Below are 12695 nucleotides of genomic sequence, written 5' to 3' on the forward strand. Positions count from 1 at the left end.
GCCTGAATGGGGCCGTTTCAAGGGACGAGGACCTTCAGCGTGCCGTGCCGCGTGATCCGGACCGGCGCGTTTCCCGCGTAATCCCCGTCCAGTTCACAGGCGGCCTGCCCGGCGGAGGTGACGGTTCCCCCGGTCATCTGGATGTATTCAAAGCGGCCGTGCCTCCGGGAATGGAAGCCGCCATGGACAGCGGCCATCAGGCATTCCCCGATGATGGAGGGAATGGAGTGCTGGAATACCACTGCATCCAGAAGTCCGTCATCATTGCCTGCTTCCGCAAAGAAATTCAGCGGCCCGCCATACCTGCGCCCGTTGCCGAAGAGGATGGCGCCGCCTTCCAGCACCCGCCCGTCATCCGTGGCCAGCGTCAGGCGCGGCTGCCGTTCCGTACAGACCCTGGCTCCGGCAATCACGTAGGCGAAGGCCTTCCATTTTTTCTTCATCTCCCAGGTGGTCAGTTCCACGGCCCGGGCGTCCGCGCCGATGCCCGCCATCTGGAGAAAAGGGCGTCCGTTGAAGGCAAACAGGTCCACCTCCCTGGAACGCCCCGTGTTCAGAACGTGCAGGGCGTGGTCAAAATCCTGCCGTACTCCTATTTCCCGGGAAAAGACGTTCATGGTTCCCGCAGGGAAGGGGGCCAGCGCCGTCCCCGTATTGCAGAGGGCTTCCGCGGCCGCTCCCAGCGTACCATCCCCTCCCGCCACGGCTACGACGGTGGCCCCGGAAGCCGCCCGGGCAGCCAGATGGTGCAGCATGTCCGCACGGCTCTCCGGTTCAATGACGTCAAAAAGGTCCCGGCGCCTGTCCAGCCAGCGGCGGAAGCGGTCCGCCCTGGCGCTGCGCGCCGTATTATTGAAAAAAAGGGGAATCCTCATCGGGCGTTTACGGAGAAATTCAAAATCTGCACCGGAGCTTCCGTATGGGCCACGGGTTCATGGCGTACCGTCCCGTCCGGCATCATGAATTCCAGAAAGCCCCGGGAGACGTTATCCGGCAGGCGTATCTCCAGGAATTTCCTCATATCGTCGGACGGTCCTGGGGTGGTGCCCTCCGCCAGGATTTTCCCTTCTTCCGACTTGAGGACCACGCGCAGGGGCAGGCGGCGTTTTTTTGGGCCGTTTTCCTCCCTGATGTCCAGCATCAGCTTGCTGCCCGGCACATATTCCGGCTGAGCCGCCACCCAGTCTGACGCCAGTTTCATATAGCGGTCCGTGATCCGGACGGCGGGAACGGTCCGGCTTTCCGGGGGAAAGGTCAGGGCGCGCCGTTTTTCGTCGTAACGGGCTTCCCAGACCAGGGGGAAAAACTCGCCGGAAGGCTCTTTTTTCCAGGACGTGGCGTAAATGGCGTTTTCCGGCTTGCGGGGGTCCAGCATGCTGATGGCGGACATCACCCACGGGGTGTTGAAATCCTTTTCATTATATTCCAGCATCTGCCATTCCCCGTCACACCAGGCTTCCACCCAGTTGTGGTTGCCGCGCACGTGGTTCCAGGTAAGGACTCCGGCCATGCGGGCCGGAATGCCTACGGAACGGAGCGCGCAGACGAGCAGGATGCTCTGGCCCGTACAGGAGACCTTGCCGGATTCCAGGGACTCCTTCACGCCCTGGTGGGGAACCCTTCTTTCCGTGGAGTAGCGGACATTCAGGGTTTTCTGGATGCTGGAGGCGATGGTGAGGGCGGCTTCCCGCCCCGTTTTGCACGCGGAAACCAGCGGGGCGAACAGGTTGTGGAACTGCTCCCTCCATTCGTCCCGCGGTTCATTGACCACGGCATACGGGAGCACGTCGTTCTCATAAAGCTCCCACGGCACCTTGCCCGCCCAGGGAAACTGGGCGCGGACCGCCAGCGCCAGCCGTACTTCCCGGTCCAGACGCTCTTCCGTGATGGTTTCCCTGTCCTGCGCGGGCATGTAGGCGCGCAAAAAATCCACGCCGTCCGGGATGGCGTCATGGGCGGCGCAGAGGGCGGCGGTCAGTCCCAGGAGAAGGGCAGAAGGCAGCAGGTTCATGAACACTGGCATTCATACCCGAATTCCGGGCGGTAGACAAGCTTCCTCTTGCGCAAGCAGGGTATGGAAATGGGCAAACAGGTGCGTGTCCTCCGGCGGCGTAGGCGCGAAGGGCGTGTCGTTGTCCAGAATATCCTCGCAAAGACGCATGAAATCATGGGAAGTTTTAGCCCTCTTCATGTGGTGGTCAAAGGAATCCGGAAGTCCCCGCGCCGTGTAAACCAGGTATTTTTTCATGCGGTGGATGTGTTTCTCCTCCACATAATGTTCCTGCATTTCCAGCGTGCGTTCATAAAGGCGGTGGATGTAGTGCAGCACGTCCCGGAAGGTGGGGGAGACCCTGGGAGCGCCCCGGAAGCGGGCGTGAAGCTGGGAGAATATCCAGGGATTGCGCAGAGCCGCGCGGCCGATCATCAGGCCCGCGGGCTGCGCCAGCCGCACCCAGGCGTCCGCCGTGGCGGCATCCACAATGTTGCCGTTGGCGATTACGGGGCAGTCCAGGACTTCCACGGCCCATTTCACCCATTCCGGATGGACGGGGGAGCGGTAGCCTTCCCGCACGGTGCGGGCGTGGATGCACACCCGGTCCGGAGAATGCGCGGCAATCACGGGAAGGATGCGTTCAAACTCATCCGGAGTCTCGTATCCCAGGCGGCATTTAACGGTGAAGGCTCCTGCGGGCAGGGCGTCCCGGAGGGCTCCCAGGGCCGCGTCCATATCCTTCAGGGAGCGCAGCATGCCTCCCCCCGCGTTCCTTCTGCACACCAGGGGGGCCGGGCAGCCCATGTTCAGGTCTACTCCGGCGCAGGCGTGTTTCATCAGGTTCAGCGCGTCCCTGGCCAGGTACTCCGGCTCATGGCCTACGAGCTGCCCGTAAATGGGGCGTTCCGTGGGATTTTCATCAATGGAGCGCAGGATGTATGGCGACATCTTTTTATGGTGGGCCACCGTTCTGAAATACTCCGTGATGAAGTAATCCGGTAGGGAATTCAAGTCCTTCAACGTCTTGAGGAAAGCCAGATCCGTCACATCTTTCATGGGGGCCAGCGCCAGCAGCATGGGCCTGTGCATACCGTGAAAAGCCCCGGATGGCAAGCTGTGATTGTCTTGACGAAAGGAGGAAAGTGTGGAAGCTGTGGGCATGAATCAGGACTCAACCCGCAAAGCCAGAGTGAATGTGAGACGAGCCGAGGTAATGGAACAGGTGGAGAAGGAAATCCAGCAGCACTACCAGAGTGAATTGATTTCCCACATCCGGTCTGCGGGCAACGTATACAACCTGGGCCATACGGAATTCTTCCTGGCCCGGGAGTTCGGGTTCTGCAACGGCGTGCGCCGCGCCATTGACATTGCGTACGCGGCGCGCAGGGTGTTCCCCGACCGGAATATCTACCTGATCGGGGACATCATCCACAATCCGGAAGTGAACCGCCAGCTGGAGGAGATGGGCATTCAAAAACTTCCCTGGAAACAGCTTGATTCCTCCTATGACCGGATTGCCGCGGATGACGTGGTGATTATTCCGGCCTTCGGCGTTCCCACCTCCTTCATGGAAGCGCTGGAAGAAAAGGGCGTGCAGATCGTGGACACCACCTGCGGGGACGTGATGAAGGTCTGGAAAAGAGTGAAGAATTACGCCGCCATGGGGATTACCTCCATCATCCACGGCAAGGCCACCCATGAGGAAACCAGCGCCACGGCCTCCCGAGCCCTGGGAGAAAAGGGAAAGGGGAAATACCTGGTGGTCTATGACCTGGAGGACGCCCGCATCCTGTGCGACTACATTCTGGGCCGCGGAGACCGCGAGGCGTTCCTGAAACGGTTTGAAGGGTGCTATTCCCCCGGCTTTGATCCGGACCGGGACCTGGAGGAAGTGGGCATCGCCAACCAGACCACCATGCTGAAGACGGAGACGCAGACGCTCCAGAAGATGGTGAAGGACGCCGTCGTCCAGCGGGACGGGGACGATGATAATTTTTACGTGTTCGACACGATCTGCGGCGCCACCCAGGACCGTCAGGACGCCCTGTACGAGCTGCTGAAGAATCCGCTGGACGTGATGTTCGTGGTGGGCGGCTACAACAGTTCCAACACCACGCACCTGGTGGATATTGCCAGGGAGCATGTGCCCACGTATTTCATTGAATCCGCGGAGTGCATCAAGTCCATCCAGTACGTGGACGCGTTTGACACGAAGACGCGGGAAGTGCGCCGCATGACCACGGAGCCGGTTGTGCAGAATCTGGGCAAATCCCTGAAGGTGGGGATAACGGCGGGGGCCTCCTGCCCGGCCAATCTGATTGAGGCCACTATCCTGCGCATTGCGGACCTGCGCAAGTAGCGGGGAACCATGCCGCCCGGTGAAGGCGGAAAGAGGGAACGCGCGTTGCCTCCGTAAAAGCGGAGGCCGCTTTTATCATTAAAACGGTCCGGCGGGCAGGATGGCGTAACAAGAAGCCCGCCGGGGAGCGGCGGGAACAGGGCGCCTTACTTTTCCAGGTCTTCCGGAGTGACGGAACGCTGTTCCCGGGAAGCGAGAAGCACGGCCTGTTCCACCACGTATTCCGCGTTGGCGTCAAAACGGTAGGCGTTGCAGTTGGGGCACACCGCGGTGGTCAGGGACACGATGGAGCCGCAGGCTTCACAAACCTTGAAGTCCCCGGGGCGGTCAATGATCAGTTTGGCTTTATCCAGGCGGGATTGCTGCATGGGAGGGGAAAATAAAACAAGCCGCTCAGCAGAACAGAGCGGCTTGCCATAAGATCGTCAGAAAACCGAAGTGAAAACTTAGGCGATTTTTGCGATGGCCTTGGCGGCCTTGCTCTTGTAGTTGGAGGCGCGGTTGGCGGGAATGGTGCCTACCTTGGCGGCCTTGTCAACGGCGGAGGAGAACGTGTTGTAGGCAGCGGTAGCGGCTTCCTTGTCAGACGTTTCCACCGCGGTGGCAATCTTCTTGCGGAGGGTCTTCAGCTTGGAGGAGACGGCGCGGTTGCGGGCGGTGCGGGTTGCGGTCTGGCGGATGCGCTTGAGTGCGGATTTGGTATTGGCCATGTTCTAAAAAAGGTTCGGTTTCCGTTTCGAGGTGGCAGAAACATTAGAATAACAGGACAAAATGTCAAGCTCCGGATATAATTTTTAAGGCATTCCTCCTAAGCGCGGGCAGACTGCGGGCTTTACCGGAAAAGGGGGATGTGGCATAAATGCCCCCGACATGAAGAAGCGCGTGGATTTGCCTGAAAAAAAATATGAAGGGTATATTTTTGACCTGGACGGCACCCTGGTGGACAGCATGCCGCTCCATTACAAGGCATGGCGGAAGGCCCTGGCCCGCGCAGGCGCTCCGGATTCCGTGTTCCGGGAAGATGAGTTTTATTCCTGCGGCGGCAAGTCCGCCAATGACGTGGTAAGTTTTTTAAACGGCCGCTATGGTCTGGTGATGGACGCTGCGTCCACCGCCGCGGACAAGCGCCGCATTTATCTGGAAATGCTGGAGGAGGAAGGGATGGAGCCTATCCGTGAAGTGGTGGAATTTGTCCGTTCCCTGGGGGATGCCCCCAAGGCGATCGCCACGGGCAGCGCCATTCCGGGCGCCTCCCGCACGCTGGCCGCAGCGGGGCTGTCCGGCCTTTTTGACGTGATTCTGACGCCGGAGGACGTGGAGAACGGCAAGCCCGCGCCGGACATGTTCCTGAAGGCGGCGGAATTGCTGGGCGCAGACCCGGGCCGCTGCGTGGTTTTTGAAGACGCCGCGCCCGGCATCAAGGCCGCCGCCGCCGCCGGAATGGACTGCGTGCTGGTCCGGCGCCCCTCCCTGGCCTGATTCCGCGCCGGGGCTTCCCACGGGGCCTGCTTTCCGGGCTTCCGGCCATGCCGGGGCATGCTCCCGTATTTTAATGAAAAGGCTTCACATTGCGCGCGGAATGCGCTAGAACCTGTTTTCCTATTGAACAAATAAAATATTATTTGCACATGAGTACAAACGACAAAACATCATCCGCCCCGACGAAAACCCGCATGACAGGAGCCGAAGTGCTCGTGGAATGCCTCGTGCGTGAAGGTGTAGACGTCGTCTTTGCCTATCCCGGCGGCGCCAGCATGCCGATTCACCAGGCCCTGAGCCACCAGCCCAAAATCCGGACCATCCTGCCCCGCCATGAACAGGGCGGCGCGTTCGGCGCGGAAGGCTATGGCCGCGTCACGGGCAAGGTGGGCGTTTGCATCTCCACGTCCGGCCCCGGCGCCACCAACATGATCACCTCCATTGCGGACGCCTATCTGGATTCCACCCCGCTGGTGGCGATCACGGCGCAGGTCATGCGCTCCCTGATCGGCCGCGGCGCCTTCCAGGAAACGGACGTGTTCGGCATGACCGCCCCCATCGTGAAGCACAGCTATCTGGTGACGGATCCGGAAGAACTGCCCCGCATCATCAAGGAAGCCTTTTACATCGCCTCCACTGGCCGTCCCGGCCCGGTGGTGATTGACATGCCCAAGGACGTGCAGGAAGCCGTGTTCTCCCCGGACTTTGACATGGAAATGGACCTGCCCGGCTATAATCCGGTGCTGCCCGTTCCCACGGAAAAGCTGGAAGAGCTCCTTCCGCTGATTGAAAACGCCAGCCGTCCCGTCATTTACGCCGGCGGCGGCATCATCTCCGCGGAAGCCTCCGCGGACCTGCTGGAATTTGCGGAACGCACCCAGATCCCCGTGGCAACCACCCTGATGGGCATCGGGGCCATGCCGGAAACCCATCCCCTCTCCCTGCGCTGGCTGGGCATGCACGGAGCCGTGTTTGCGAACAACGCCGTGAATGAAGCCGACCTGGTCATCGCCCTGGCCGCCCGGTTTGACGACCGCGTGACCGGAGCCGTGAACATGTTCTGCCCGGACTCCACCATCGTCCACATTGACATTGACGCCAGTGAAATCAACAAGAACAAGAAGGTGGCGCACCCCATCCGCGCGAACGTGAAGGACGCCCTGAAGGTTCTCAATGCCGCCCTGGCCGCGAAGGGCTGGGACCGCAAGTCCTCCGGCTTCACCCGCACGCCGGAATGGTTCCGCACCATTGAAGACTGGAAGGCCCAGTACCCCTTCTCCTATGAAGACCGCAAGGGCTACATCTCCCCGCAAGCCGTCATTGAGGAGCTCTACCGCCAGACTGCGGACAAGGACCCCGTCATCTGCACGGGCGTGGGCCAACACCAGATGTTCGCCGCCCAATTCTTCAAATTTGACAAACCCCGGCGCCTGGCTACCTCCGGCGGCCTGGGAACCATGGGCTACGGCCTTCCCGCCGCCATGGGCGTGTGCCTGGCCTGTCCGGACAAGCTGGTGGTGAACATAGACGGGGACGGCTCCATGCTCATGAACATTCAGGAGCTGGCCACCATCCACGTGGAGCGCCTGCCCGTCAAATGCATCATCCTGAACAACCAGCACCTGGGCATGGTGGTGCAGTGGGAAGACCTGAAATATGACTCCAACCGGGCCCAGACCTTCCTGGCGGACCCGCACGACAGCTATGATCCCACCCACAAGACGGAAGACGTCATTTACCCGAACTATCCGCTCATCTGCGCCGGATTCGGCGTCAAGTGCGAGCGCGTGCTCCGCATAGAAGAACTTCCGGCGGCCATTACCCGCATGATTGAATCTCCGGAAGCCTACGTGCTGGACGTGATGGTTCCCCATGACGTGCACGTGCTTCCGATCATCCTGGGCGGTATGAGCTACAAGGACGTGATTCTGGAACGCATTGCCGGTGACGGCTCCGCCAAAAAGGCGTCCGAACTGGGCAAGGAAATCCCGACGGCCCTGTAAGACTCGGAATTCCCGGTTATCCATCTATGGAGGGAGCCGTCCGAAAGGGCGGCTCCCTTTTTTAATGATGGCGGAAGTGGAGCGGAGGGAGCTTTCCCCATATGGGGAATGAGGGCCGGGGCTTCCATAAGGAAGAAGTTGATGGGTATTGATTGTTGCCGGAGCCATGGTGCTGCTCATCGTATGAAGAGCCGTGAAAGATGTTGCTGGACGCGGCAGGCTGGAACGGCTAGCATGAATAAATCAAATTGGAAGCGAGAGGTACCGGACAAGGAATGTTCCGTCATGGGCCCATATCTGATGCCGCCTTGCGCCAACCCCAAGCTCACAGAAAATTCCCGGGAGACCGGCGCTCGCTGTAAGTAATTGGGAAACGAATATTGACAAAAGAACCACCTACTATTGAACCTGGCAGTATCCGGTCTCCGAATCAGGTTGGCGCAAATCCCGTTTTGCACGCTTGATACTCAACCCGTATGCTTCCAGGCTGTCGCACCCTCACGGGTGCGTGGATTGAAACTCCCCGTAAATGGACTTTGCCCCGTTTGCGGCGGGTCGCACCCTCACGGGTGCGTGGATTGAAACAATCAAACGTTGATCATTGGTGTTCATAGTCCTGCGTCGCACCCTCACGGGTGCGTGGATTGAAACGCCGTCCGGCCCCATCACCTTGCGTTCCGCCCTGGTCGCACCCTCACGGGTGCGTGGATTGAAACATAAACGCCTCATGCAAAGGATGGCTCGGATCATGTCGCACCCTCACGGGTGCGTGGATTGAAACTGCTTTTTGCGGTCCGTGGGGCGGCTGATGATGGTCGCACCCTCACGGGTGCGTGGATTGAAACTTTCCCTGCTTGGTTCCTTGCTTGTAGGGATTGTAGTCGCACCCTCACGGGTGCGTGGATTGAAACCCCGCAGGTTGTTGTTCAGGTCCGCTACAAGGTTAAAGAGTCGCACCCTCACGGGTGCGTGGATTGAAACGCTCCGTGGCGTTGACGTATGAGGCTGCAAATTAGTCGCACCCTCACGGGTGCGTGGATTGAAACATTTCCGGGGTAGATGCCATATCCAATTACCGGCGTCGCACCCTCACGGGTGCGTGGATTGAAACCCGTACTCGTAAAAAGCCTTCTGTCCAGGAGTCAGTCGTACCCTCACGGGTGCGTAGATTAAACGGCACCTCCAGCTTCCATGCCTTGTGGCACAGCAGTTGACCCTCATGGGTGAGCAGGATGAATATGAAGTTATATAGCGGATACTAAAATAACGGCGGTTTTTTCATTTCAATAGATGGATTTAAATGGTTCTTTGTTGATTATTATTTTTAAAGGAGGCTTTCGTGTGCCGAAGGCGCCGGATGAATAGCTTTCAGGTGGTTTCATGATGATGCACGGACAGCCTGTTTTTAGAACAGGAAGAGTTGTCCGGTAAGTTTCCTGCGGCATGGGGCATTTTTCCGCGTTCACAGTTGGTGATGGATAAGGCGGGAGGAATCCAATATAGAGATAAAATGCACATAGACTGGTTGAATGATTTTCTGGAATGGGCGCCTATTCTTCTGATGGTACTGGTGGCGGTTGTTTTTCTGGCTGCGTTGAAATGGAGAAGCGGGAGGCTGAAGAAGTCCGTGGAGGAATGGAAGCGGAAGTTGGTCCGGGAGGCGGAGGCGGGCCATCCCGCCGCCCAGTTCCAGCTGGGGCGCATTTACCGGAAGGGGGACGGCGTGGAGAAGGATCCGGACCGGGCGGAGGAGTGGTTTCACAAGGCGTTGCCAGGATTGAAGCAGGAGGCGGAGGCAGGAGACATGGACGCGGCTTTTTATCTTTACGATTGTTTTCATCAGGGGCTGGGTGTGGAGAAGGATGATGCCGAGGCCCTTCGCTGGCTACAGCGCGCGGCGGCCGGGGGGAAACCGGAAGCCATGTTTGCCCTGGCGCTGGAGTACCGGGAGGGAGGGATGGTGGAGAAGAATGAAGATTTGTTCATGCATTGGCTGCGGAAGGCGGCGCATGAGGATGACAGGGATGCCCAGTACCTGCTGGGCGCCTGCTATGAACACGGCAACGGAGTTGCCCGGAATTTGGACCTTGCCCAGGAATGGTATGACCGGGCGGCGGAGAAGAAGGATTCCGGTGAGGAGGACGGCCTGGAACGCGCACCGGGGAAGTAGGAAACCGGGGGAACCGTCTTTCGGCTGGACAAAACGGGAGGCGGACGACACTCTAGGTGCTTCATGGAGGGCATACGCTATTACAACCGCTACACGGGCAGGGAAGAACGGGAGCAGGTGCTGGGAGAGAAGTACCTTAAATGGATTTACGGTACTTCCACGGGCAGGGCGGCCCTGCATCTCCTGATCAAGCGCGGCGTGTTTTCCTCCCTGCTGGGGTGGATGAAGAACCGGCCTGCCAGCGCGCGTTCCATTCCCGCCTTTGTGGAGGAGTACGGCATCAATATGGAGGAATCCCTCAAGGGGATTCCGGAGTTCAGGCATTTCAACGATTTTTTTTACCGCCGCCTGAAGCCGGGCGCGCGTCCCCTGGCCGGAGGCGAGGAAACGGCTGTTTTTCCGGCTGATGCCCGGCATATGGGCTGGGAACGCGCTGACCGGATCAGTGGCGTTTTTGTAAAGGGGCAGAGTTTTGACCTGCCGGGCTTGCTGGGGAGCGCGGCCCTGGCTGAACGGTATGCGGAAGGCGCCGTTGTCCTGTCCCGCCTGTGCCCTACGGATTACCACCGTTTTCATTTTCCGGTGTCCGGCGTGCCCGGCGCGTGGGAGAAGCTGGGCGGTCCGCTGGCGAGCGTGTCTCCGTACTGCCTGCGCCACCGGCTGGCGTGGCTGTGGACCAATAAGAGGAATCTGACCCTGGTCCAGTCGGAGTTATGGGGGCAGGTGGCCATGCTGGAGGTGGGGGCCACCGGCGTGGGGCGGATTGAGGAGACGTACCTTCCGGAAACTCCCGCTCTCCGGGGGGCGGAGAAGGGGTATTTTGCCTTTGGCGGCTCCACCGTGATGTGCTTTTTTGAACCGGGCAGAGTCAGGCTGGCTCCCGACCTGCTGGAAAAGACGGCGGAGGGGATGGAGTTGTTTGCCCGCCAGGGGGATGCGATGGGGACGGCTGCGCAGTAATTGCGGGGTAGGGAAGGTGCGGCCCGCGTTTACCCGGATTAAGAATCCGGAGTCAATACTACTTTTTCATAACAAATGCATTTCTCCAACCCTACCCATTATTTCCCCGTATATTGCCGTTGAAGAAAATATTTGTTAGAAATAAGCATATATTCTTGAATATAATAGATGTTTGTTTATTTTCGTATTGTTGATTATTCCATCCGGATTCTTAATCCGCTATTTTTCAGGTAGCGGTTTTCTTTTCCGTGTTTCATCCATAATAAGAATAAAGTTATGAAGTTCCTATGTATTTTTGGTGTTCTCGCCGGCCTGGCAACGGCACAGGCGGCCACTGTGCTGAGCACGACGACCAAGGAAGACCTTTCCACCCTTACCTCCGGGGGGTATGGTGCCTACTACGGTTTTTCCTTTGATCTGGATCACATGCTGCTTTCTTCCGGAGAGGGCATTTCACAGAATTCCACGGTTTTCCTGCAATCGCTGGATATTGCCAAGGCGACGAACCGGGCGGATGCCACCGACGGCCTGTATGTGACGATTTTTTCCTCCGCCACCACCAAGGACGGCACGACGTTTGTAGGACAGTCCACCACCACTATTGACATGGCGGGCGAAGGAGCGGCGGATGGGGCTGCCTCCTGGCAGAAAGCCGTGTTCAATAATTTGCAGCTTGATAGCGGCGTGACTTATTACGCGGCTTTTACAACGACTCAGGTTACGGATGCCACAAATTGGGCTGATGTGAGTTTTTCCTCCGCCAGATTGAGGCTCGGCAAGGAGGCCGATGGTGTGGACATCGGGGATGTGTATAAGAATACAGGCTTTACCAGTACGGAAAGTTCCGTATGGGGCCCGGTGTTGAAAGCGGAGGTGACGCTGGCCGCTGTTCCGGAACCGTCAGCCGCCTCCCTGGGCCTGCTGGGGCTGTCCGCATTGATGCTGCGCCGCCGCAGAGCGTGATTACCAGGAAATCACGAATGAAAGAATCCGGCACTCCCAGGGGAATGCCGGATTTTTTTGATGTTTCGGAATAATAGGCCGCCGCCGGGCTGTCCGCAGGTTATTTCATTTCCGCAATGGCGCGGGCCATGTCCGGAGCCTTGAAGGTGGAGGAACCCGCCACCAGTACGTCAGCTCCCGCCAGGGCGCACTGCGCGGCATTGTTTTTACCGATGCCGCCGTCCATCTGGATGAGGAATTCCGCTTTGTGTTCCGTGCGCCATTCGGCGGCTTTTTCCACCTTGTCCAGCACGGAGGGCATGAAGGATTGCCCGCCGAAGCCCGGAACTACGGACATGACCAGGAGCAGGTCTATTTCCCCCAGGAAGGGGGCTACCGCTTCAAAGGGAGTTGCCGGGTTGATGGCCAGTCCGTTTTTTACGCCGGCCCTGCGGATGCGGCGCAGGGTGTCGCGAATGTAGTATTCGTCCCCCAGCTCCACATGGAAGCAGATGAGGTTGACGCCCGCTTTGACAAATCGGTCAAAGTAGTGGTCCGGCCGTTCGATCATCAGGTGCGCGTCCAGAAAGTGGTCCGGCCCCACCGCTTTTCTGACGGCGGCGCATATTTCCGGGCCAAAGGAGATGTTGTCCACAAAGTGGCCGTCCATGATGTCCAGGTGCAGCCAGTCTGCTCCGGAGTGAAAGGCGCGGCGCGCTTCCTCCCCAATGCGGGAGAAGTCTGCCGCCAGCAGGGACGGGGCGATCATGGTCATGGGGGGTGTTCCTT

At 59.0% G+C, this 12695-nt stretch carries 12 protein-coding genes and 1 CRISPR repeat array; of the genes, 6 read left to right on the forward strand and 6 right to left on the reverse strand.

The features are described 5' to 3' along the window. Positions 1–17: 17 nt before the first annotated feature. Genes ABGM91_RS08940 through ABGM91_RS08950 form a run of 3 tightly spaced genes read right to left on the reverse strand, consistent with a single transcriptional unit; the run spans position 18 to position 3082 of the window. Positions 18–875, reverse strand: coding sequence for a diacylglycerol kinase family protein (locus tag ABGM91_RS08940; RefSeq protein WP_354831580.1), 858 nt, complete (start codon positions 873–875; stop codon positions 18–20). Further along, positions 872–2011 carry a transglutaminase-like domain-containing protein gene (locus ABGM91_RS08945; protein ID WP_354831583.1) on the reverse strand — a complete coding sequence of 380 codons (1140 nt, stop codon included), beginning with the start codon at positions 2009–2011 and terminating at the stop codon, positions 872–874. Before ABGM91_RS08945 ends, ABGM91_RS08940 begins: the two co-directional genes overlap by 4 nt. A 12-nt stretch (positions 2012–2023) precedes the next feature. Then, on the reverse strand, positions 2024–3082 hold the full coding sequence (locus tag ABGM91_RS08950; protein ID WP_354831586.1) for a tRNA-dihydrouridine synthase: 1059 nt from the start codon (positions 3080–3082) through the stop codon (positions 2024–2026). Positions 3083–3152: 70 nt separating this feature from the next. Here ABGM91_RS08950 and ABGM91_RS08955 point away from each other — a divergent pair, with 70 nt between their 5' ends. After that, entirely contained in the window at positions 3153–4352 is a 1200-nt protein-coding gene (locus tag ABGM91_RS08955; protein ID WP_290565102.1) for a 4-hydroxy-3-methylbut-2-enyl diphosphate reductase, read from the forward strand. A 146-nt stretch (positions 4353–4498) separates the two neighbouring features. On the opposite strand, the gene ABGM91_RS08960 is transcribed toward ABGM91_RS08955, so the two are convergent. Both ABGM91_RS08960 and rpsT read right to left on the reverse strand, forming a co-directional pair. Then, positions 4499–4720 carry a hypothetical protein gene (locus ABGM91_RS08960; RefSeq protein ID WP_102714130.1) on the reverse strand — a complete coding sequence of 74 codons (222 nt, stop codon included), beginning with the start codon at positions 4718–4720 and terminating at the stop codon, positions 4499–4501. Between the two features lie 78 nt (positions 4721–4798). Further along, entirely contained in the window at positions 4799–5062 is a 264-nt protein-coding gene (gene rpsT, locus ABGM91_RS08965; protein ID WP_102714128.1) for a 30S ribosomal protein S20, read from the reverse strand. A 160-nt stretch (positions 5063–5222) separates the two neighbouring features. On the opposite strand from rpsT, the gene ABGM91_RS08970 reads away from it, so the two are divergent. The 5 genes from ABGM91_RS08970 (at position 5223) to ABGM91_RS08990 (ending at position 11927) form a co-directional block, all read left to right on the forward strand. Then, entirely contained in the window at positions 5223–5831 is a 609-nt protein-coding gene (locus ABGM91_RS08970) for an HAD family phosphatase (RefSeq protein ID WP_354831589.1), read from the forward strand. Between the two features lie 149 nt (positions 5832–5980). Next, on the forward strand, positions 5981–7834 hold the full coding sequence (gene ilvB / locus ABGM91_RS08975) for a biosynthetic-type acetolactate synthase large subunit (RefSeq protein WP_215428944.1): 1854 nt from the start codon (positions 5981–5983) through the stop codon (positions 7832–7834). Positions 7835–8323: 489 nt separating this feature from the next. After that, a CRISPR array of direct repeats spans positions 8324–9010; the repeat unit is 31 nt; unit sequence GTCGCACCCTCACGGGTGCGTGGATTGAAAC. A 334-nt stretch (positions 9011–9344) separates the two neighbouring features. After that, positions 9345–10004 (forward strand): tetratricopeptide repeat protein, encoded by a 660-nt coding sequence (locus ABGM91_RS08980; protein ID WP_354831592.1) that lies wholly within the window; start codon positions 9345–9347, stop codon positions 10002–10004. Positions 10005–10067: 63 nt separating this feature from the next. Then, on the forward strand, positions 10068–10964 hold the full coding sequence (locus tag ABGM91_RS08985; protein ID WP_354831594.1) for a phosphatidylserine decarboxylase: 897 nt from the start codon (positions 10068–10070) through the stop codon (positions 10962–10964). Positions 10965–11240: 276 nt separating this feature from the next. Then, positions 11241–11927, forward strand: a complete 687-nt coding sequence (locus tag ABGM91_RS08990; RefSeq protein ID WP_354831596.1) for a hypothetical protein — start codon at positions 11241–11243, stop codon at positions 11925–11927. Between the two features lie 100 nt (positions 11928–12027). Here the strand turns inward: ABGM91_RS08990 and rpe are convergent, their stop codons facing one another. Continuing rightward, positions 12028–12681, reverse strand: a complete 654-nt coding sequence (gene rpe / locus ABGM91_RS08995) for a ribulose-phosphate 3-epimerase (protein WP_354831599.1) — start codon at positions 12679–12681, stop codon at positions 12028–12030. Positions 12682–12695 lie beyond the last annotated feature (14 nt).

It is taken from the genome of Akkermansia muciniphila (genome assembly GCF_040616545.1).
Classification (GTDB): Bacteria; Verrucomicrobiota; Verrucomicrobiia; order Verrucomicrobiales; family Akkermansiaceae; genus Akkermansia; species Akkermansia muciniphila_E.

What these genes read in the sequence shown, in the direction of transcription:
- ABGM91_RS08940 (WP_354831580.1), bottom strand. Translation starts at nt 875, where the DNA reads ATGAGGATTCCCCTTTTTTTCAATAATACGGCGCGCAGCGCCAGGGCG.
- ABGM91_RS08945 (WP_354831583.1), bottom strand. Translation starts at nt 2,011, where the DNA reads ATGAACCTGCTGCCTTCTGCCCTTCTCCTGGGACTGACCGCCGCCCTC.
- ABGM91_RS08950 (WP_354831586.1), bottom strand. Translation starts at nt 3,082, where the DNA reads ATGCACAGGCCCATGCTGCTGGCGCTGGCCCCCATGAAAGATGTGACG.
- ABGM91_RS08955 (WP_290565102.1), top strand. Translation starts at nt 3,153, where the DNA reads ATGAATCAGGACTCAACCCGCAAAGCCAGAGTGAATGTGAGACGAGCC.
- ABGM91_RS08960 (WP_102714130.1), bottom strand. Translation starts at nt 4,720, where the DNA reads ATGCAGCAATCCCGCCTGGATAAAGCCAAACTGATCATTGACCGCCCC.
- rpsT (WP_102714128.1), bottom strand. Translation starts at nt 5,062, where the DNA reads ATGGCCAATACCAAATCCGCACTCAAGCGCATCCGCCAGACCGCAACC.
- ABGM91_RS08970 (WP_354831589.1), top strand. Translation starts at nt 5,223, where the DNA reads ATGAAGAAGCGCGTGGATTTGCCTGAAAAAAAATATGAAGGGTATATT.
- ilvB (WP_215428944.1), top strand. Translation starts at nt 5,981, where the DNA reads ATGAGTACAAACGACAAAACATCATCCGCCCCGACGAAAACCCGCATG.
- ABGM91_RS08980 (WP_354831592.1), top strand. Translation starts at nt 9,345, where the DNA reads ATGCACATAGACTGGTTGAATGATTTTCTGGAATGGGCGCCTATTCTT.
- ABGM91_RS08985 (WP_354831594.1), top strand. Translation starts at nt 10,068, where the DNA reads ATGGAGGGCATACGCTATTACAACCGCTACACGGGCAGGGAAGAACGG.
- ABGM91_RS08990 (WP_354831596.1), top strand. Translation starts at nt 11,241, where the DNA reads ATGAAGTTCCTATGTATTTTTGGTGTTCTCGCCGGCCTGGCAACGGCA.
- rpe (WP_354831599.1), bottom strand. Translation starts at nt 12,681, where the DNA reads ATGACCATGATCGCCCCGTCCCTGCTGGCGGCAGACTTCTCCCGCATT.